The organism is Methylocystis echinoides (genome assembly GCF_040687965.1).
In the GTDB taxonomy this organism is placed as follows: domain Bacteria; phylum Pseudomonadota; class Alphaproteobacteria; order Rhizobiales; family Beijerinckiaceae; genus Methylocystis; species Methylocystis echinoides_A.
Genome location: NZ_CP156084.1, coordinates 1,493,996 through 1,513,478, shown reverse-complemented (window position 1 = coordinate 1,513,478; position 19,483 = coordinate 1,493,996). Strand labels below are relative to the sequence as shown.

Below are 19,483 nucleotides of genomic sequence, written 5' to 3'. Positions count from 1 at the left end.
AGGCGATGCGATCCTTCGACGTGATTGTGATTGGCGGCGGCCATGCGGGCTGCGAAGCCGCCGCGGCTGCGGCGCGGGTCGGCGCGCGGACCGCGCTGATCACCCATTCCCGCCAAACGATCGGGGTCATGTCCTGCAATCCCGCGATCGGCGGGCTCGGCAAGGGCCAGCTTGTCCGCGAGATCGACGCGCTCGACGGCCTGATGGGCCGCGTCGCCGATCTCGGCGGCATCCAGTTCCGCATGCTGAACCGCTCCAAGGGGCCTGCCGTCCGCGGACCGCGCGCTCAGGCGGACCGCAAGCTGTATCGCGCCGCCATGCAAGCGGCGATCGAGGCGACGCAGAACCTAGCCGTACTCGAGGGCTCGGTCGAAGATCTTCTGGTCGAGGGCGATCGCGTGCGCGGCGCGGTGACCGCTGCTGGAGACGAGATCCGCGCCGAAGCCGTCGTGATCACAACGGGGACGTTCCTTGGCGGGGTCATCCATATCGGCGATGTGCGCACGCCCGCCGGCCGCATGGGCGATCCGCCGGCGCTGGGCCTCTCACGCCGGTTGCGTGCGGCCGGCTTCGCCGTTGCGCGGCTCAAGACCGGCACGCCGCCGCGCCTGGATGGCAAGACGATCCGCTGGGACGCACTCGAAAAGCAGTTTGGCGACGAAGCGCCCGAGCCCTTTTCGACGCTCACCACGCGCCTCGAGAATCCGCAGATCGCCTGTGCGATGACCCGGACAACCACGCAGTCGCATGAATTGATCCGCGCTGATCTGCATCGCTCGCCACTGAAAACCGGGGCGATTTCCGGCCCGGGGCCCCGCTATTGCCCCTCGATCGAAGACAAGGTCACGCGTTTCGGCGATCGTGACGGCCATCAGATCTTTCTCGAGCCGGAGGGACTGGACGACGACACGGTTTATCCCAACGGGATTTCCACCTCCCTGCCCGTCGCTACGCAAGAGGCGTTCATCCACGCCATCCCGGGGCTGGAAGCGGCGCGCATTCTGCGACCGGGCTATGCCATCGAATATGATTATGTCGATCCGCGCGAATTGACGCCGGCGCTCGAAACCAAGCGCCTGAAGGGACTGTTTTTCGCGGGACAGATCAACGGAACGACCGGCTATGAAGAGGCGGCGGCGCAGGGACTCGTCGCCGGTCTCAATGCCGCGCGGCTCGCCGCGGATCAGGCCCCGATCGTTTTCGACCGCGCCGAGGCCTATCTCGGCGTCATGATCGACGATCTGGTGACGCGCGGCGTGAGCGAGCCCTATCGCATGTTCACTTCGCGCGCCGAATATCGGCTCTCCCTGCGCGCCGATAACGCCGACGAGCGGCTGACCCCCAGGGGGATCGACCTTGGCTGCGTCGGGCCAGCCCGCCGGCAGATTTTCGCCGCCCGCGCCGAGCAAATGACGCGCGCCCGCGTCTTGCTGGAAGGCGTCTCGCTCACCTCGGCCGCGGCGCTCAAGCAGGGGCTGCCCGTCAATCAGGACGGGCAGCGGCGCACCGGCTTCGCCCTGCTCGCCCTGCCCGCGATTACGGTGGGGCGCCTGAGCCAAATTTGGCCCGAACTCTCCGAAATCGACGCGGCGACGGCGGAGCGGATCGAGACAGACGCGCGTTACGCCGTCTATCTCGACCGCCAACAGGCGGACATCGACGCCTTTCGCCGTGATGAGCAACTCGCCCTGCCGGCGGCGCTGGATTACGAGTCGATCGCCGGTCTCTCGGCCGAGTTGCGCGGCAAGCTGGCGTTCCTGCGGCCCCGCACCCTCGGCCAGGCCCAGCGCATCGACGGCATGACGCCTTCAGCCTTGACCTTGCTCGCCGCGCGGGCCCGCCGGGCGTGAGCGCCGGACGCGCAAAGGCGCTCGAGCGTTTCCCAGCGCTCCGGCCAATCGAGCAGGAGCTCAGCCTCTATGAGACCTTGCTGCGGCGCTGGCAGGCCAAGATCAACCTTGTTGCGCCAAACAGCGTCAACGACGTCTGGCTGAGGCACTTCGCCGATTCGGCGCAGGTCCTCGCGGCGGCGTCGGAAGCCAAGACGTGGGCGGATCTGGGGTCGGGGGCCGGCTTTCCCGGCCTGGTGACGGCCTTATTGCTCAAGGATCGTCCCGGCGCTCGGGTCCATCTCATTGAAAGCGACCAACGCAAGGCCGCTTTTCTGCGCGCTGTTTCACGTGAAACAGGCGCGCCTGCAACGGTGCATGCCGAACGAATCGAGGGCGCGCTCCCGCCGCTCGTAGGACAAGTCGAGGCCATCAGCGCGCGTGCGCTGGCCCCGCTCGGCCGGCTCATGGAATTGGCGCGCAAACCCTTGGAAAACGGCGCAACGGGCGTGTTTTTGAAGGGGGAGGAGTGGCAGGACGAATTGACCGCCGCCCGCCGCCTCGGTAATTTCGACATTAGGACAATTGAGAGTCGCACACATCCGCGCGCCAGATTGATCGTCGTCAATTCACCGCCTGAGGCAGATTTTGACCGGACAGACTAACGGGCCGCGCGTGCTTGTCCTCGCCAATCAAAAGGGCGGCGTCGGCAAGACGACGACGGCGATTAATCTCGGCACCGCCCTGGCGGCGGTGGGCGAGGAGGTCCTCGTCATCGACCTGGACCCGCAAGGCAACGCCTCGACCGGCCTCGGCGTCGATCGCAAGAGCCGCACCCTCTCGACTTATGACGTTCTGCTCGGCGAGTCGAGCCTGGCCGACGCCATTGTCGAGACCGTGGTGCCCCGCCTGTCCATTGCGCCATCAACGCTCGATCTGCTCGGCGTGGAGCTCGAAATCGCGGGCGACAAGGACCGCGCCTTCCGTCTGAAGCGCGCGCTCGCCGAACTCGTCGCCGCCGAGCTGCATGACGGCAGGCGCTACGATTATATTCTCATCGACTGTCCACCCTCGCTTAATCTTTTGACCATCAACGCGCTGGCGAGCGCCGACGCGGTGGTTGTGCCGCTGCAATGCGAATTTTTTGCGCTCGAAGGCCTGTCGCAGCTTCTCTCCACCGTTGAGCAGGTCACGCGGACGCTCAATCCGAAGCTGTCGATCCACGGCGTCGTGCTCACCATGTATGACCCGCGCAATAATCTCGCGACCCAGGTGGCGGCGGACGTCCGCCGCTTCATGGGCGACAAGGTCTATGAGACCATGATCCCGCGCAATGTCCGTGTGTCCGAGGCGCCCTCGCATGGCAAGCCGGTGCTGCTCTATGACCTCAAATGTCAGGGGAGCCAGGCCTATCTGCGGCTCGCCTCCGAGGTGATTCAGCGGGAAAAAAACCTCCGCGCGGCTTGATCTTCGCGTAATGACGCCATTGGGAGAGGGGAAATATGGCTGAAGAACCGCGCCGACGGCTGGGCCGCGGCCTGGCCGCGCTGCTGGGCGACGCTGGAGAGGCCGCGCCCGTCGAGCGGCCGCGCGGTCAGCGCAAGGCGCCGATCGAATTTTTGCGCCCCAATCCTCGAAACCCGCGCAGCCAGTTTCGGGAAGAGGATCTGGCCGATCTCACCAATTCGATTCGTGAAAAGGGGGTCATCCAGCCCATTGTCGTGCGCGCCATCCCCGGCGTCGCCGACGCCTATGAGATCATTGCGGGCGAGCGGCGCTGGCGCGCGGCGCAGGCGGCCGGGCTCGCCGAGGTGCCGATCGTCATTCACGAGGCCGACGACAAGGAAGCGCTTGAACTCGCCATCATCGAAAATGTGCAGCGCGCCGACCTCAACGCCATCGAGGAAGCCAAGGGCTATGAGCGCCTGGGCGCCGAATTCGGCTATTCGCAGAGCGACGTCGCGAAAATCATCGGCAAGAGCCGCTCCCATGTCGCCAATACGCTGCGGCTGCTGAATCTTCCCGAATCGGCCAAGGCCCTGGTGCGCGACGGCGCGATTTCCGCCGGCCATGCCCGCGCCCTGCTCGCGGTCGAGAATCCCGAGGCCGTGGCGCGGCGCATTGTCGAAGACGGCCTGACCGTGCGCGACGTCGAGGCGCTGGCGCAGGAGCAACAGGCGGGGGGCGCGCCTGGCGGATCATCGCTCGGCAAGCGGCCCCGGCCGGAAAAGGACGCGAACACGCGGGCGCTGGAAAAGACGCTCGCCGACGCGCTCGGCCTCGCCGTGGAAATCAAGAATCAAGGGGAGCGCGGCGAGGTCCGCATCCGCTATCAGACCCTCGACCAGCTCGACGCCATCTGTCGCCTGCTCGGCGAATAGGAAGAAGTCGGGCAAGGGCGTCTGATCGGCAGGCGACGCGCGGCGCGCGCGAGACGCCGCCTTCGCGGCTCCTCCGTTTTTTTGACTTTCGTAATCGCTTCGGCCACGTCCCCAGAACGCTGGTCGAAAAAGAACGAGGACGCTGCACAGAATCACAAAAAAACCGGCCCCGCGAGGGGCCGGCGTTTTCTGTTTCGGGGGGTTAAGTCGATCAGAACAGTCTCGGAACGCCCCAGTCGGCGCCGAAGCGGTAGGTCAGGCCGCCCGAGATGACGACCGGATTGATCTTCACCGCGAGGTTCAGCGGAACGAACACCGGACCGCAGTTGAAGCAGCCGCTGCCCACCGAGACCGGCGTCGTATTGGCGACGGCCCACACATGCGCGGTCGGCTCCATCATGATGTATTTGACGTCGACGTTCACGCCCCAGCGGTCGTTGAACATATAGTCGATGCCGGCCTGGCCGACGACGCCCCAGGACGGGGTGATGCTCGCCGAATAGGCGCTGGTCCAGGCGGTGAAGCCGGGGACCGCGGTGGCGAGGGCCGGGTTGATCGCGGCGATCGGCTGCGTCTGGTTGCCGGCGCGGGTGCCCCAGAAGGCGGTGAAGTTCACGCCGACGCCGACGTAGGGCTGGAAGGCGCCGAAATTCGTGAAGTGATACTGCAGCATCAGGGACGGCGGGAACACCCAGGTCTTGATGACGCTCGCGCCCTGAAGCGGGCCGACGCCGGTCACGTGATGCGGGGTGACGCAGCAGATCGCCTCGATCGCCCAGTTCTTCGTCAGATAATAGGCGACGTCGATCATCGGGACGATGGACGAGGAGATGTTCGTATTGGCGCCGAAGAACGGCGTCGTCGGGCCGCCGCTGTAGCCGAGGGTGTTGAGCGCCGTCTGCGGCCAGGGGTTGATGCCGGGCACGGCGAGATAGCTGCCGGTGCCGCGGTCGGTGATGTAGGCCGAGCCCTCGGTCGGGATCACGCCGCCGACCTTGAGGCGGACCTGGAACGGATGGAAGGGTTCGATCACCGGCGGCGGCGGCGGCGGCGCCTTGATGCTAGGCAGATCGGCCGCGTAAGCGGAGACGGCGGCCGTCCCCATGGCAATCGCAGCAAAAGCGCCGCGGACAATATTCCTCATCGGAACCCCCATTAGAATTCTCTTGGCAGACGGTCGACGCCGTCGCGCCGAGTCGAGCGAAGGTTGCTATGTTTCAGTCCTGCGCTGCTTGATAAATATCAAGAAAAAGCCTGTGGAGAGTTCATTCTTCCTTATTGTGGCTCTTGCGCAACAATCCGGCGCTGTTGCTTTGCAGCACGGCGGGCGCTAATCGAGACGGCGAGAAACGCCTGAGAACCTCGGGCAAATCGGCGCATGATGCGCCGCAGCGGCGCCCAAAAAAGCGCCGCCCCTTGCGCAAGGTCCGCCCCATTGACCGCCATCGCCTCGAAAGCCGAACCGAAAGTCGACGCCGAACTCGCCGCCGCGCATGGGCTCAAGCCCGACGAATATGCGCGCATCCTCTCGCTCATCGGCCGGACGCCCAGCTTTACCGAGCTCGGCGTCTTCTCGGCGATGTGGAACGAGCACTGCTCCTACAAGTCGTCCCGCATCCATCTGCGCAAGCTGCCGACCAAGGCCCCCTGGGTGATTCGCGGCCCTGGCGAAAACGCCGGCGTGATCGACATCGGCGACGGCGACGCCTGCGTCTTCAAAATGGAGAGCCATAATCACCCCTCCTTCATCGAGCCTTATCAGGGCGCGGCGACGGGCGTGGGCGGCATTTTGCGCGACGTCTTCACCATGGGGGCGCGGCCGATCGCCTGCCTCAACCTTCTGCGCTTCGGCCAGCCCGAGCATCCCAAGACCCGCCATCTCGTCTCGGGCGTCGTGGCGGGCGTCGGGGGCTATGGCAACAGCTTCGGTGTGCCGACGGTCGGCGGCTCGACGGAATTCGATTCGTCTTACGACGGCAATATTCTCGTCAACGCCATGGCGGTGGGCCTCGCCCGCGCTGATTCGATTTTCTATTCGGCGGCCGCCGGCGTCGGCAATCCGATCGTTTATCTCGGCTCCAAGACCGGGCGCGACGGCATTCACGGCGCGACCATGGCCTCGGCCTCCTTCGAGGCCGACGCCGAGGAGAAGCGCCCAACCGTCCAGGTCGGCGATCCTTTCTCCGAAAAGCTCCTGCTCGAAGCCTGTCTCGAACTCATGGCCTCGGGCGCCGTCATCGCCATTCAGGACATGGGAGCCGCCGGCCTCACCTCCTCCGCCGTAGAGATGGGGGCGAAGGGCAATCTCGGCATCGAGCTCGATCTCGACGCCGTGCCCTGCCGCGAAGAAGGCATGACCGCTTATGAGATGATGCTCTCCGAAAGTCAGGAGCGCATGCTCATGGTGCTGAAGCCCGAGCTCGAGGAGCGGGCGGAGGCCATCTTCCGTAAATGGGGCCTGGACTTCGCCATTGTTGGCAAGACCACCGACACGCTGCGCTTTGTCGTCAAGCACGAGGGCGAGGTGAAGGCCGATCTGCCGATCAAGGAATTGGGCGACGAGGCGCCGGTCTATGACCGGCCCTGGGTTCGGACCCCGAAGCAGCCGGTCATCGACCCGGCGTCCGTGACGCCGCCCCTATCGAACCGCGACGCCTTGTTGAAACTGCTTGCGACGCCCAACCTCTGTTCGAAGCGCTGGGTCTGGGAGCAGTACGACCATCTCATCCTCGGCAACAGCGTCCGTCAGCCGGGCGGCGACGCGGCGGTGATCCGGGTCAAGGACGGCCCCAAGGGCCTCGCGCTCACGACCGACGTCACCGCGCGCTATTGCGCCGCCGACCCCGTCGAGGGCGGCAGACAGGCCGTGGCCGAGGCCTGGCGCAACATCACCGTGCGCGGCGCGACGCCGCTGGCGCTCACCGACAACCTCAACTTCGGCAACCCCGAGCGGCCCGAATATATGGGCCAGTTCGTCGGCTGCCTGCAGGGGATCGGCGAGGCCGCGGCGGCGCTGGATTTCCCGATCGTCTCCGGCAACGTCTCGCTCTACAACGAGACCCAGGGCGCCGGCATTCTGCCGACGCCGGCGATCGGCGGCGTCGGCGTCATTGCGGACGTCGCGCAGTCGGCCCCGACCGGCTTCGTCCGCGCTGGCGACGTCATCCTCCTGATCGGCGACACGGCAGGCTGGCTCGGCCAGTCGGCCTATCTCGTCGATCTCTGCGGACGCCGCGCGGGCGCGCCGCCGCCGGTCGATCTCGCCGCCGAGCGGCGCAACGGCGATTTCGTCCGCGCTCAGATCCTCGGAGGCAAAGTCACGGCGGCGCATGATCTCGCGGACGGCGGCCTCGCCGTGGCGCTCGCCGAAATGGCGCTCGCGGGCGCAATCGGCGCGACGCTCGACGCCTTGCCCGACGGGCCGGCGCATGCGGCGCTCTTCGGCGAGGACCAGGGGCGCTATCTCCTCGCCGCATCGACAGAGGCTGCGGCCGCGATTCGCGCCGCGGCGGCGGCGCGGGGCGTTCCCGTCCAGCCCATCGGCGTCACGGGCGGCGATTCCTTGAACCTGCCGGGCGAGGCGCCGATATTGCTCTCGGATCTCCGCCGCGCGCATGAATCGCCGCTTCCGGCCTATATGGGCGGAGACGACGGAGCCTTTTCCAACAATTCATGACGCAAAGAGGACGAACCGAATGCCGATGCCCGCCTCGGAAATCGAGAAGATCATCAAGGGAGCTCTGCCGGACGCCACGGTGGAACTGACCGCGCTCGCGGACGACAATGACCATTGGGCCGCGACCGTGGTCTCGGAATCGTTTCGCGGGCTCACGCGCGTGCGCCAGCATCAGCTCGTCAACGCCGCCTTCGGCTCCCGGCTCGGCACGGAGCTGCATGCGCTGGCGCTGACGACCCGCGCCCCTTAAACAATGAGAGCCGGCGGCGCCTTGAACGCCGCGTGAAAGGAAAAAACAGATGTCCGACATCAGCAGCCGCATCAAAAGCGAGATCGAATCTTCCGACGTCGTGCTTTTCATGAAAGGCACGCCGCAGGCCCCGCAATGCGGCTTCTCCATGCAGGTGGTGCAGATCCTCAACCACCTCGGCGTGCCCTACAAAGCGATCAACGTCCTCGCCGACGGCGACATTCGCGAAGGCATCAAGGCCTTTTCCAACTGGCCGACGATCCCGCAGCTCTATGTGAAGAACGAGTTCATCGGCGGCTGCGACATCACCCGCGAGATGTTCCAGTCGGGCGAGCTCGTCGCGCTGTTCGACAAGGAAGGCGTGCCGCACGCGCAGGCCGGCAAAGCCTGAGCGCTTCTGACACAGAGATTCAAGACGTCTGCGCGCCGCCAACCAAGCGGCGCGCATTTGTTTTTTCGATGGATCGGCAGGCGGCCTGCCGGCGCCGCAGGCGCACAAGCAAAATTTGAGAGGCGAGAATCCTGCACTTTTTTGTGACAGGCAAATGACGGACACTGTTCTTCATGAAACGCCGGCGTCCCTCGGCGCTTTGGAGTGGAGGAGAACAATGTCGTTGAAATGGATGTTGCCTGCAGCAGCGCTCGGCCTCCTGTTATCCGCTGGCTCCGCGTTGGCCTATGAGCGCTATTTCGATTTCGGCCAGGTTTGGCAGGACGCGACCGCTGCGCATCAGCGTGACGAGGCGCTCAGCGCGCGTCCGCGCGACGCAATGCGGCGCCAGCCGGAGCAGGTCTTTCAGAACCGTCCGCATGATCCCTCCGGAAACATCATTCTCGAGGGCGCGCGTTAAGCCGCTCTTTGACGGCGATTGAAGAAAAGAACCCCGGCGGTCCGCCGGGGTTTTGCATTTCAGCTATCCATGGCGCCAGGCCCGCCCCTCCCCGCTGCGCGAGGGAAGAAAATTTTTACTGCGCTGCAACAAATTCGGCCGCGCGGCATGGTTCGGAAGGTTCCACATCGCCGCGAGCGGCGCTCCGCCATCCAAAAAAGCGATGTCATCGGAGGGCCAGCCGGCGTTTGATTTCCGGGCCCATATGGGCAAGTGTCCCGCATGTCCACTCATGAGCAATCGGCCGCGCCGTGATACTCCCCCTCGCCGTCACGCAAGGCGATCCCTCCGGCATCGGCCCCGAGCTGACGCTCAAGGCCTATATGGCGCGCGCCGCCGCCGCTTTGCCCCCCTTTTTCGTTGTCGCCGATCCCGCGCAGCTGGCGCGCGCGGCGCAGGCGCTCGGGATCGACGCGCCCATCGAAGAGACCGGCGCAGGAGAGGCCACGGCGGTTTTCGCCCGCGCGCTTCCGGTGGTTCCGGTAGGGCGGCCGGTGCGGGGCGCCTTCGGCGCGCCGCTTGCGGAGGATGCGGCGGCGACCGTGGCGTCGATCGAACGCGCCGTGGAGAGCGTCGTCGCCGGCGCGGCGCGCGCGGTCGTGACCAATCCGATCGCAAAATCGGTCCTTTACGCCGCCGGCTTCGCGCATCCCGGCCATACCGAGTTCCTCGGCGAATTGGCCTCGCGCCATTATGGCGGCGCGTGGCGAGCGGTGATGATGCTGTGGTCGCAGGAGCTCGCCGTCGTGCCGATCACCATTCATATCCCCTTGAGCGAGGCGCCCCGCCGCTTGACGCGCGAGCTCATCGTCGAGACGGGAGAGATCGTCGCGCGCGACTTGCGCGACCGCTTCGGCCTTTCGAAGCCGCGCCTCGCTTTCTCGGGGCTGAACCCGCATGCGGGCGAGGACGGCGCCCTCGGCCGCGAGGAGATCGACACGATCGCGCCGGCGATCGACGCGTTGCGGGCCAAGGGGATCGACGCGCGCGGCCCCTTCCCCGCCGACACCATGTTCCATGCGGCGGCGCGCGCCACATACGACGTCGCGCTTTGTCCGACGCATGATCAGGCGCTCATTCCGATCAAGACGCTGGCCTTCGATCGCGGGGTCAATGTCACGCTGGGCCTGCCCTTTGTGCGCACCTCGCCCGACCATGGCACGGCCTTCGACATCGCCGGCAAAGGCGTCGCGGACCCCACGAGCCTCATCGAGGCGATCAGGCTCGCAGGACGGATGACTTCATGACCAACGCGCTTCCGCCGCTGCGCGAGGTCGTCCTGCGTCATGGGCTCGACGCGAGGAAGGCGCTCGGCCAGAATTTCCTGTTCGATCTCAATCTTACGGGCCGAATCGCCCGCGCCGCCGGGCCGTTCGACGACACGGTCGTCGTGGAGATCGGCCCCGGCCCCGGCGGCCTCACCCGCGCGCTGCTCGCGCAGGGGGCCCGCGTCGTCGCAATCGAGCGCGACGCGCGTTGCCTGCCCGCGCTCGCCGAAATCGCCGCGCATTATCCTGGGCGCCTCGCCATCGTCGAGGGCGACGCGCTCGAGATCGACGTCGCGGCGCTGGCGCGGGCGCAGGGCGCTCCGCACGGCGCCCGCATCTGCGCCAATCTTCCCTATAATGTCGCGACCGCTCTGCTCGCGCGCTGGATCGAGGTCGAGCCCTGGCCGTCGGTCTTCGACCGTTACGTGCTGATGTTTCAAAAGGAGGTGGCGCTGCGCATCGTCGCGACGCCCGCCCAGCGCGCCGATTATGGACGACTGGCGGTGCTCTGTGGCTGGCGCACGAAGGCGCGCATCTTGTTCGACGTCTCGCCCGCGGCCTTCACGCCGCCGCCAAAAGTGACGTCCTCGGTGGTCGAGCTCATTCCCAACCCGACCCCCCTGCCCTGCGACGCGCGCGCGCTGTCGCGCGTCACGCAGGCGGCCTTCGGCCAACGCCGCAAAATGTTACGACAAAGCCTGAAGTCTCTTGGCGTCGACGCCGGCGGCCTCCTCGCGCGGGCCGGAATTGAAGAGACGAAGCGCGCCGAGGAGATCGACGTCGCCGGCTTCGTGGCGCTCGCCAACGCTTTCGCGGCTCAGTGAGGCGCGCGCAAAACATCGCGCAGCACGACGGCGTTGTTCCGCTCTTCGTCATGCGCGGCGAAAAGCAGCGTGACCCGGCTTTCTCGCAGAAGCCGGCGAATCGCTGCGACCTCCGCCTGCGACTCGGGGCGTTCCAGCTCCTCGCGATAACGCGCGGCGAATTCTTCCCACCGCTCGGGCAGATGGCCGAACCAGCGGCGCAGCTCATTGCTGGGGGCCGCCTCCTTCGCCCAATGGTCGACGGCGGCTTTTTCCTTGGCGAGGCCACGCGGCCACAGCCGGTCGACGAGCACGCGCAGGCCGTCGTCTTGTTCCGGCGGCTCATAGACGCGCTTGAGGCGAAGGGCGTGCATCTGGCGCAGATAGCGCGCTAGCGCGCCGCTTCTACTCGCTCAAGAGCTTGTCGACGAATTGCTCGATGCCGCGCATGCGTCGGGGGCGGCGCTGGCGCTCGGCGCGCAGGATGGCGATCAGATCGTCGAAGGAGCGCTGCAGATCGTCATTGACGATCACATAATCGTAATCCTTCCACCGCTGAATTTCCTTGCGGGCGTTCTCGAGCCGGCGTTCGATGACCTCCGCCGAATCCTCGGCGCGGCGCTCGAGCCGGGCGCGCAATTCCTTCATCGACGGCGGCAGAATGAAAACCGTGACCGAGTCGGCGGCCATCTTCTCGCGCACCTGCCGCGTGCCCTGATAGTCGATGTCGAAGAGACAGTCGCGCCCCTGCGCCAGCGTCGCCTCGACCGGCGCGCGCGGGGTGCCGTAGAAATTGCCGTGCACTTCCGCCCATTCGAGCAACTCGCCGGCGTCGCGCATGGCGGCGAATTGGCGCTCGTTGATGAAGCGGTAATGAATGCCGTCGACCTCGCTCGACCGGCGCGCCCGCGTCGTCACCGAGATCGATAACGTCAGATCGAGGTCGCGGTCCTGCAGCAGCATCCGCGTCAGCGTGGTCTTGCCGGCGCCGGAAGGCGAGGAAAGGATGAGAACGACGCCGCGGCGCAGCGGGAGTGTGTGATCCATGACGGCGGTTGTTGAAGGGCGGGTTACCGCCAATAGGAAATTAGGGCGTTGGTTTCAACCGTCGCCCTGACCTATTCGATGTTTTGCACCTGTTCGCGCAGCTGCTCGACCTCGATCTTGAGCTCGAGCCCGAGGGCGGTGAGGGCGGGATCGTTGGATTTGGCGCAGAGCGTGTTGGTCTCCCGCGAGAGTTCCTGGGCGAGGAAATCCAGCCGTCGCCCGATGGGGCCGCCGTCCAGCAGCAGTTTCTGGCCGGCGCCCACATGCGCCGCGAGCCTGTCGAGCTCTTCGCGAATATCCGCCTTGACCGCAAGCAGCACCGCCTCCTGATGGAGACGGACCGGGTCGAGCCCTTCGGCGCTGTCGAGGAGCCGCGCAAGCTGCTGCGCCAGACGCTGGCGCACGGCCTCGGGCTGGCGGCCGGGCAAGGCGTCGGCTTGAGCGGCGAGGGCGCCGATGCGGTCGAGCCGCGCCCTGAGCACGGCGGCGAGCGCAAATCCCTCGGCCTCGCGCGCGGCGACGAGCGAGTCGAGGGCGGCCTCCAGCGCCGCGAGAATGCTTTTCTCCAGCGCGGCCCGCTGGGTCTCGTCCTCTTCGGGCTCGATGATCTCGACGACGCCTTTGACGCTCAGCAGGCCGTCGAGCGAGGCCGGACGCAGGCTCGCATGCAGCGGCACGTCGTCGAGCGCAGCGAGCAGCTTGTCGAGCGCGGCGCGGTTGATGCGCGCGACGCCCTGCGCCTCCAAGCGCTGCGCCGAAAGACTGGCGAAGACCGAGCCGCGCGCCAGGCGCGCCGAAAGGCCGGCGCGCGCCTTGACTTCGACCGCGTCGAAATTGGCGGGAACCCTGACCCGGAGATCCAGCCCCTTGGCGTTGACGCTCTTGACTTCCCAGGCGTAGCTCCACGGTCCGAGGCTGCCGCGCGCGCGGGCGAATCCGGTCATGCTGGCGACAGTCATCGGCGCGCTCCGGTTTGCGGCGTCAACGCATGCTCGCCGCCGACGGAACGGATTTCGCCGAGGTGAGGTCCCAGCTCTTGTCGCGCAAGGGATCGAGCGGCGTGCCCTCCGAGGCGTCGAAGGCGCGCGGCCGCGTCCGTTGCGGCGCGGCGGCCAGAGCCAGCGGGCCGGCGTCGTCCGGGGAAACCTTGTCGCCCAACGCCTCGGTCGGCGCTTCGTCGGAGCCGGTGGCGAGGCCGAGCCTGGCGGCGCGCGCCTTCAGCTCCGCGCGTCGCGCCGGGGAGACGGGATAGACCGCAACGTCAGTGTCGGGCAGCGCTTTGCCGTCGGCGCTCTCGCGCGCCACCATGTCCGGACCGAGTACGCCCTCCTCCTCGGCCTCCGTGTCGGGCGCCGCGCGCGCCGCGAGAAGGGTGGGATCGAAACTATCGGCCGGCCCCTTGGGCTGGGCGGCGGGCTCGGTGAAATAAGGCCGGGCGACGCGCAGCCGCGCCAGATGCCGCGCGGCCCCGGCGGTCGGGTCGTCGAATCCGCCAAGGAAAAAGGCGGCTCCGGCGGGGCCGAACTTGCCGAGCCGGTGCGTCGCCCCGTCATCCGCCGCCATGTCGCGGGCGACGGGGTAATCTTCGTGCCGGGCGCCGAGGGCGACGAGCCGGCCGATCGGCGCCTGGGTGCGCTTGTCGGTCTTGGGCGGCGCTTGCGGCGGCGCCGCCGCGGGAACGCTCTGGTCGACCCCCTCGCCCGCCTTGGTCTTCTGCTCCAGCTCGATGCGCCGCCAATTCTGGACGTTGCGCGAATGCTGCTCGAGCGAATCGGCGAAGACATGCCCGCCCGTGCCGTCGGCGACGAAATAGAGGTCCTTGGTGTTGGCGGGATTGGCGGTCGCCTCGAGCGCCGCCTTGCCCGGATTGGCGATGGGGCTCGGCGGCAGGCCGTCGATGGCGTAGGTGTTATAGGGCGTCCACTTCTCGATCTCCGAGCGCAGGATGCCGCGTCCGAGCGTCGCCTTGCCGCCGACGAGGCCATAGACGATCGTCGGGTCCGACTGCAGGCGCATGTTCTTGCGCAGCCGGTTCAGGAACACGGCCGCCACGCGCGGACGCTCGTCCGCCTTGCCCGTCTCCTTCTCGACGATGGAGGCCAGCGTGACGAGCTCGTAAGGCGATTTCAGCGGCAGGTCCTTGGCGCGCTTCGCCCAGATCTGGTCGACGAGCTTGCGCTGGTCCTCCTGCATCTTGGAGATCAGCTTGGCGCGCGGAAAGCCGCGCGGAAATTTATAAGTCTCGGGCAGCAGCGCGCCTTCTTTCGGCGCCTCCAGAACGTCGCCGGCGAGGAGATCGGAGTCGCGTAGGCGCTGCAAAATCTGCTCGCTGGTCAGGCCTTCCGGTATGGTGACGCTGTGCAGGATCTGACGGCCGGCCACGAGCGCGTCGATGACGTCGCGCAGGCTCGCATGCTTGCGGAAGAGATATTCGCCCTGCTTGAGCTTGCCGCGCGCGCCTTCGACGAGCACGGCGAAATTCATCAGCGTCGGACTGTCGATGACGCCCTCGCGCTGCAATTGCGCCAGCATTTCCGGCACGTCGCTGCGCGGCGGCAGATAGACGATCTTGTCGGCGGCGAGCGGGCCCGGCTCTTTGAGCTTGTGCAAGACGGCGATGACGCCGAAGACGCTCGCGACCAGCGCCACGAGCGTGAAGCTCAGAAAGCCGCTCATGACGGAGAGCGTGCCGTCCCGGCGCTTCTTGCGTTTCTTCGGGGGCGCCGGCGGCGCTTCCGGCTGAAGCGCCTGCTGCGCGGCCTGAAGGGTGGCGCGCCGGCGGAAGATCCCGCCTGCCTTTTCGCTTGCAGATTGCGCGACACTTTCCGCGGCGGACCGCTTCGGCTCCTCAGGCGCCGGCTGCTGCGGCGCGGGCCGAGGCGTCACGGGCGCGGGAATGGCCGGCGCGGGGATGGGCGCAGCCGCCACGGGCGCCGGCTTGTCGGAGGTTTCGGCGTCCGGCGCCGCCGTCGCGGCCGCCTCCGGCTTCTCGGAAACGGGATGAGGCGCGTCGGCGGGCGCGGGCGCCGACGCCTTCGGCTCGGACGCGGCGGCCTCGACCTTTGCGCTTTCCGCCGGCGCGGACGAGCCTGCCGTTTGCGAGGATTGCTGCTTGGCCGCCTCGTCGGGGGTCGTCGGCTTGTCGCCCGTCTCGTCGCTCATCATCGTGATCACGCCAATCAAAGCTCGACGCGGCGCCGGGAATCCGCAGGTCGGAACCCCTGGGGGCGGTAGCCGCAGGAGGGAGTATCCACACTAGGGGTCATTGTGGCGAATTCAGGAACGCAACGCCTCCCCCTTCCGGGCGAAGCCCTTTCGCCCGGAATATTCGCATCAAACGTCCCGCCTGTGAATTTTTACTGAAGCTTGCGGAAGAGAAGCGAGGCGTTGGTGCCGCCGAAGCCGAAGGAATTCGACAGCGCCACGTTGATTTCTCTCTCGCGGGCCGTCTTCGGCACGAGGTCGATCGCGGTCTCGACGGAAGGATTGTCGAGATTGCGGGTTGGCGGCGCGGCGTTGTTGGTCATGGCGAGAATCGTGAACACCGCCTCCACCGCGCCGGCGCCGCCGAGAAGATGGCCGACCGCCGATTTCGTCGAGGACATGGAGAGCCGCGGTTCGACATTGCCGATCAGCCGCTCGACGGCCTTCAATTCGATCTCGTCGCCGAGCGGCGTCGAGGTGCCATGGGCGTTCACATAGTCGATGTCGGCGACGGAAATCTCCGAGCGCTTCAGCGCCATCTTCATGCAGCGATAGGCGCCGTCGCCGTCCGGAGAGGGCGCCGTGATATGGAAGGCGTCGCCCGACATGCCATAGCCGATGAGCTCGCAATAGATGCGCGCGCCGCGCGCCTTGGCGTGCTCATATTCCTCGAGCACGACGCAGCCGGCGCCCTCGCCGAGCACGAAACCGTCGCGGTCTTTGTCATAGGGACGCGAGGCCTCGGCCGGGCGGTCGTTGAATCCGGTTGAAAGCGCGCGGCACGCGGCGAAGCCGGCGACGCCGATGCGGTTGACCGGCGATTCGGCCCCGCCCGCGACCATGACGTCGGCGTCGCCCATCGCGATGATGCGCGCGGCGTCGCCGATGGCGTGGGTGCCGGTGGCGCAGGCCGTCACCACCGCATGGTTCGGGCCTTTGAGATCGTGCATGATCGAGACATAGCCGGCCACGAGATTGATGATGCGGCCCGACACGAAGAAGGGCGACACGCGGCGCGGGCCTTTTTCCTTCAACGTCAGAGACGTTTCATAGATGCCGCCGAGCCCGCCGATCCCCGAGCCGATCAGCACGCCGGTCGTTTCCTGCTTTTCCGGCGTATCGGCCTTCCAGCCCGCGTCGGCCAGCGCCTGCGTCGCCGCAGCGGCTCCGTAGATGATGAAGTCGTCGACCTTGCGCTGCTCCTTGGGATCGAACCAGTCGTCCGCATTGAAGGAGCCGTTGGAGCCGTCGCCGCGCGGGATGATGGCCGCGATCTGGCAGGCAAGATCGTCGACCTCGAACATGTCGATGCGGCGGAATCCGTGCTCGCCGGCAATCAACCGCCGCCAATTCGTTTCGACGCCGCAGCCCAGAGGCGACACGACGCCAAGCCCGGTGACGACCACCCTGCGCATGGCTTGCTCTCTACTTTGATTTTACTGGATCGGTTGAACATCCGCCCGCAGCGCGGCCGGATCGGAAGCAAAAAGCGCGCGGCGATCCGCCGGCGCGCTTTTCCAAGTCGAGCGTCTCGAAATCAGGCGGCTTTCGCCTTCTCGAGGAACTTCACCGCGTCGCCGACCGTGACGATCGTCTCGGCCGCATCGTCGGGAATCTCGACGCCGAATTCTTCCTCGAACGCCATGACCAGCTCGACCGTGTCGAGCGAGTCGGCGCCCAGATCGTCGATGAAATTCGCCTTGTCGACGACCTTCTCAGGCTCGACGCCGAGGTGTTCCACAACGATCTTCTTCACGCGCTCGGCGACATCGCTCATTGATTTCGTCCCTGTTGCTATGGTGCTCGCACCGATGACGGCGCCGCAGGATTAAGCCCGCTCGCCGTTTCCTCCTAAACGATTCAGATGCGCCAGCCCATCCCCAAGGCGGCGCGGCCAGAACGGCGCTCGGGCCTGATTTTGAGGACTAAGGGCGGCGCCGCCCCTCTCGCGGCGTCGGTCTGGTAACATACTTCAAACAGGTTGGCGAGAGGGCCGAATCGGCGGCGCGGGGCGAAAAGGGCCGGCGCGACGCCCTTTTCGGCACGGCAAAAAGCCGCAGCCTGGCGGCGGCGCGCGCGGCCGCTTCAGATCATCGCCATGCCGCCGTTCACATGCAGGGTCTGCCCCGTCACATAGCCGGCCTCGAGACTGGCGAGATAGACCACGGCGGCGCCGATGTCCGCGCCGGTTCCCAACCGGCCGGCGGGAACGGCGGCGAGAATGCGCTCCTTCTGGGCCGCGTTCAGCGCGTCGGTCATCGGGCTTTCGATGAACCCCGGGGCGATGCAATTGACCGTGACGCCGCGGGAGGCGACTTCGGCGGCGAGCGACTTCGACATGCCGATCATGCCCGCCTTGGCGGCGGCGTAATTGCCCTGTCCGGGATTGCCGGTGACGCCGACCACCGAGGTGATGCCGATGATTCGGCCGAAGCGCTTCTTCATCATGCCGCGCAGCACCGCGCGCGAGAGGCGGAAGGCGGAGGTGAGATTGACGTTCAAGACCGTCTCCCAGTCTTCGTCCTTCAGGCGCATGAAGAGGCCGTCGCGGGTGATCCCGGCGTTATTGACCAGAATGTCGACGCCGCCCATCGCCGCCTCCGCGGCCGGCGCCAGCTTTTCAGTCTCGTCGCGATCGGCCAGATTGCACGGGAGGACATGCGTGGCTCCGCCGATCTCGGCGGCGAGCGCCTCGAGCGCCTCGCGACGCGTGCCGGAGAGCGCCACGGTCGCGCCCGCCGCAACGAGGGCGCGGGCGATGTCCTTGCCGATGCCGCCGCTCGCGCCGGTGACCAGCGCCGTCCTGCCTGTCAAATCGAACATATGTTTCCTCCCTTGCCGCGTGGAGCGGATGCGCCGCCCCTTCCGGCCGCGTTCCCCCTTAGCGCGAAATTCAAAAAATGCGAGGCCGAACCGCCCGCGCGCCAATCACCGACTGTCTGATGCGCCGAAATAAAGACAAGATCGTAGACACGCTCTAGCAATCAATTGTCAAGTTCGGCCAGAAACGCAAAGCTTTCCTGCGTGTCAAAAATGCAACAACGCAAGAAATTGGGGCCAATACTTCCCGTTTTGTACTTTTACTTTGTTGCTCGAATCTCTTTTTTCTTGGACAACCTGAAAGGCTCTCGGGGCCCATATCTGCATGGTTTTTAAAGCCAAGTTCGGGCAGACGCCGAGGTCGGGCTGACAAGAAAAAGGGTTTCAGACATGAGAACAACTCTCGCCATCTCCGTTCTTGCCGCCATCCTCGCGGCAAGTGCGGCGCAAGCCGCGGATCTTCCCCCCCACACGGCCCCGCCGCCACCCTATGTCCCGCCGCCGCCGGTCCTGACCTGGAACGGCGTCTACGCCGGTCTCAACCTCGGCGGCGGCTGGCAGGACCCCAACTCTTCGAACGTCTGGAATCCGGCCTGGGCCGGCCCGGGATGGGGCGGTCCGGGTTGGGGCGGTCCGGGTTGGGGCGGTCCGGGTTGGGGCTGGGGCGGCGGCAACTCCGGCGGCACGGGCGGCGTCGTCGGCGGCGGCCAGATCGGCTATAATTTCCAGTTCTCGCCCTGGCTGGTCGTCGGCGTCGAGACCGACTTCCAGGGCACGAGCATCGGCAGCAGCGGCGGCGGCGGCTGGCAGGGTTGGGGCGGCGGCGTCGACACGGCGCGCATCAACTGGTTCGGCACGGTGCGCGGCCGCCTCGGCGTCACCTTCCCCGGTTTGTCGCAGCTCCTGATCTACGGCACCGGCGGCTTCGCCTATGGCGACGTTCAGCGCAACTTCTGGTGGTCGAACAACAGCGTCGTGCAGACGGGCTGGACTGCCGGCGGCGGCGCCGAATGGCTGTTCCTGCCGAACTGGTCGGTCAAGGCGGAGTATCTCTATACCGAGATCAGCGGCAATCAGCAGAACTGGCTGTGGAACCCCGGCTTCTCGCTCAACAACATCAACAACCGCACGCGCTTCCACACGGTGCGCGCCGGCGTCAACTATCACTTCAACTTCGGCTCGCCGGCCCCCGTGTTGGCGCGCTACTAAAGGAACGATCGAACCCGCCCGGCCTTCTCGCCGGGCGTGGCGCGTCTCCCACCCCCGCCTTTCGAGGCGGGGGTTTTCATTTTCTGCAACGAATGAACCGGCCCAG

19 protein-coding genes are annotated in these 19,483 nt (G+C 66.6%); 11 read left to right on the top strand and 8 right to left on the bottom strand.

Annotation, left to right across the window (positions count from 1 at the left end):
- The first annotated feature begins 5 nt into the window (after nucleotides 1-5).
- Genes mnmG through RVU70_RS07335 form a run of 4 tightly spaced genes read left to right on the top strand, consistent with a single transcriptional unit; the run spans nucleotide 6 to nucleotide 4,210 of the window.
- On the top strand, nucleotides 6-1,850 hold the full coding sequence (gene mnmG, locus RVU70_RS07350; protein WP_363350484.1) for a tRNA uridine-5-carboxymethylaminomethyl(34) synthesis enzyme MnmG: 1,845 nt from the start codon (nucleotides 6-8) through the stop codon (nucleotides 1,848-1,850).
- The gene (rsmG, locus tag RVU70_RS07345) at nucleotides 1,847-2,494 is read left to right on the top strand and encodes a 16S rRNA (guanine(527)-N(7))-methyltransferase RsmG (protein WP_363350482.1); all 648 of its coding nucleotides are present in this window, start codon (nucleotides 1,847-1,849) and stop codon (nucleotides 2,492-2,494) included. Before mnmG ends, rsmG begins: the two co-directional genes overlap by 4 nt.
- Nucleotides 2,478-3,296, top strand: a complete 819-nt coding sequence (locus RVU70_RS07340) for an AAA family ATPase (protein ID WP_363350480.1) — start codon at nucleotides 2,478-2,480, stop codon at nucleotides 3,294-3,296. Before rsmG ends, RVU70_RS07340 begins: the two co-directional genes overlap by 17 nt.
- A 35-nt stretch (nucleotides 3,297-3,331) precedes the next feature.
- A complete protein-coding gene (locus RVU70_RS07335; protein ID WP_363350478.1) occupies nucleotides 3,332-4,210 on the top strand; it encodes a ParB/RepB/Spo0J family partition protein in 879 nt (292 codons plus the stop codon).
- 211 nt (nucleotides 4,211-4,421) lie between these two features.
- Here RVU70_RS07335 and RVU70_RS07330 read toward each other — a convergent pair whose 3' ends face one another.
- Nucleotides 4,422-5,354, bottom strand: a complete 933-nt coding sequence (locus tag RVU70_RS07330) for an OmpW family outer membrane protein (protein WP_363350476.1) — start codon at nucleotides 5,352-5,354, stop codon at nucleotides 4,422-4,424.
- A gap of 291 nt (nucleotides 5,355-5,645) precedes the next feature.
- On the opposite strand from RVU70_RS07330, the gene purL reads away from it, so the two are divergent.
- From purL to rsmA, 6 genes are all read left to right on the top strand, one after another.
- Nucleotides 5,646-7,886, top strand: coding sequence for a phosphoribosylformylglycinamidine synthase subunit PurL (gene purL, locus RVU70_RS07325; protein WP_363350474.1), 2,241 nt, complete (start codon nucleotides 5,646-5,648; stop codon nucleotides 7,884-7,886).
- A 19-nt stretch (nucleotides 7,887-7,905) separates the two neighbouring features.
- Complete coding sequence (locus RVU70_RS07320) at nucleotides 7,906-8,136, top strand: BolA/IbaG family iron-sulfur metabolism protein (protein WP_363350472.1); 231 nt, start codon at nucleotides 7,906-7,908, stop codon at nucleotides 8,134-8,136.
- A 49-nt stretch (nucleotides 8,137-8,185) separates the two neighbouring features.
- Nucleotides 8,186-8,527 carry a Grx4 family monothiol glutaredoxin gene (grxD, locus tag RVU70_RS07315; RefSeq protein ID WP_363350470.1) on the top strand — a complete coding sequence of 114 codons (342 nt, stop codon included), beginning with the start codon at nucleotides 8,186-8,188 and terminating at the stop codon, nucleotides 8,525-8,527.
- Between the two features lie 217 nt (nucleotides 8,528-8,744).
- Nucleotides 8,745-8,987, top strand: coding sequence for a hypothetical protein (locus RVU70_RS07310; protein WP_363350468.1), 243 nt, complete (start codon nucleotides 8,745-8,747; stop codon nucleotides 8,985-8,987).
- A gap of 290 nt (nucleotides 8,988-9,277) precedes the next feature.
- Nucleotides 9,278-10,273 carry a 4-hydroxythreonine-4-phosphate dehydrogenase PdxA gene (pdxA, locus tag RVU70_RS07305; protein WP_363350466.1) on the top strand — a complete coding sequence of 332 codons (996 nt, stop codon included), beginning with the start codon at nucleotides 9,278-9,280 and terminating at the stop codon, nucleotides 10,271-10,273.
- A complete protein-coding gene (rsmA, locus tag RVU70_RS07300) occupies nucleotides 10,270-11,118 on the top strand; it encodes a 16S rRNA (adenine(1518)-N(6)/adenine(1519)-N(6))-dimethyltransferase RsmA (protein ID WP_363350464.1) in 849 nt (282 codons plus the stop codon). The genes pdxA and rsmA overlap by 4 nt, the downstream gene beginning before the upstream one ends.
- Here the strand turns inward: rsmA and RVU70_RS07295 are convergent.
- The 7 genes from RVU70_RS07295 to fabG all read right to left on the bottom strand — a co-directional run bounded on the left by RVU70_RS07295 (nucleotide 11,112) and on the right by fabG (nucleotide 18,171).
- Nucleotides 11,112-11,471: a DUF488 family protein gene (locus RVU70_RS07295; RefSeq protein ID WP_363350462.1), complete on the bottom strand. Its 360-nt coding sequence runs from the start codon at nucleotides 11,469-11,471 to the stop codon at nucleotides 11,112-11,114. The two genes, rsmA and RVU70_RS07295, sit on opposite strands and share 7 nt — an antisense overlap.
- Before the next feature lie 31 nt (nucleotides 11,472-11,502).
- Nucleotides 11,503-12,144, bottom strand: a complete 642-nt coding sequence (gene gmk, locus RVU70_RS07290; protein ID WP_363350460.1) for a guanylate kinase — start codon at nucleotides 12,142-12,144, stop codon at nucleotides 11,503-11,505.
- 71 nt (nucleotides 12,145-12,215) lie between these two features.
- Nucleotides 12,216-13,103, bottom strand: a complete 888-nt coding sequence (locus RVU70_RS07285) for a YicC/YloC family endoribonuclease (RefSeq protein WP_363350458.1) — start codon at nucleotides 13,101-13,103, stop codon at nucleotides 12,216-12,218.
- 22 nt (nucleotides 13,104-13,125) lie between these two features.
- Nucleotides 13,126-15,030, bottom strand: a complete 1,905-nt coding sequence (mltG, locus tag RVU70_RS07280; protein WP_405044880.1) for an endolytic transglycosylase MltG — start codon at nucleotides 15,028-15,030, stop codon at nucleotides 13,126-13,128.
- Nucleotides 15,031-15,500: 470 nt separating this feature from the next.
- Nucleotides 15,501-16,763, bottom strand: a complete 1,263-nt coding sequence (gene fabF, locus RVU70_RS07275; RefSeq protein ID WP_363350456.1) for a beta-ketoacyl-ACP synthase II — start codon at nucleotides 16,761-16,763, stop codon at nucleotides 15,501-15,503.
- Between the two features lie 122 nt (nucleotides 16,764-16,885).
- Nucleotides 16,886-17,125, bottom strand: a complete 240-nt coding sequence (locus RVU70_RS07270; RefSeq protein WP_281799750.1) for an acyl carrier protein — start codon at nucleotides 17,123-17,125, stop codon at nucleotides 16,886-16,888.
- A gap of 308 nt (nucleotides 17,126-17,433) precedes the next feature.
- Nucleotides 17,434-18,171, bottom strand: a complete 738-nt coding sequence (fabG, locus tag RVU70_RS07265) for a 3-oxoacyl-[acyl-carrier-protein] reductase (RefSeq protein WP_363350453.1) — start codon at nucleotides 18,169-18,171, stop codon at nucleotides 17,434-17,436.
- A 387-nt stretch (nucleotides 18,172-18,558) separates the two neighbouring features.
- Between fabG and RVU70_RS07260 the strand changes: the two genes are divergently transcribed.
- Nucleotides 18,559-19,377, top strand: coding sequence for an outer membrane beta-barrel protein (locus RVU70_RS07260; protein WP_363350451.1), 819 nt, complete (start codon nucleotides 18,559-18,561; stop codon nucleotides 19,375-19,377).
- The last annotated feature ends 106 nt before the right edge of the window (nucleotides 19,378-19,483 follow it).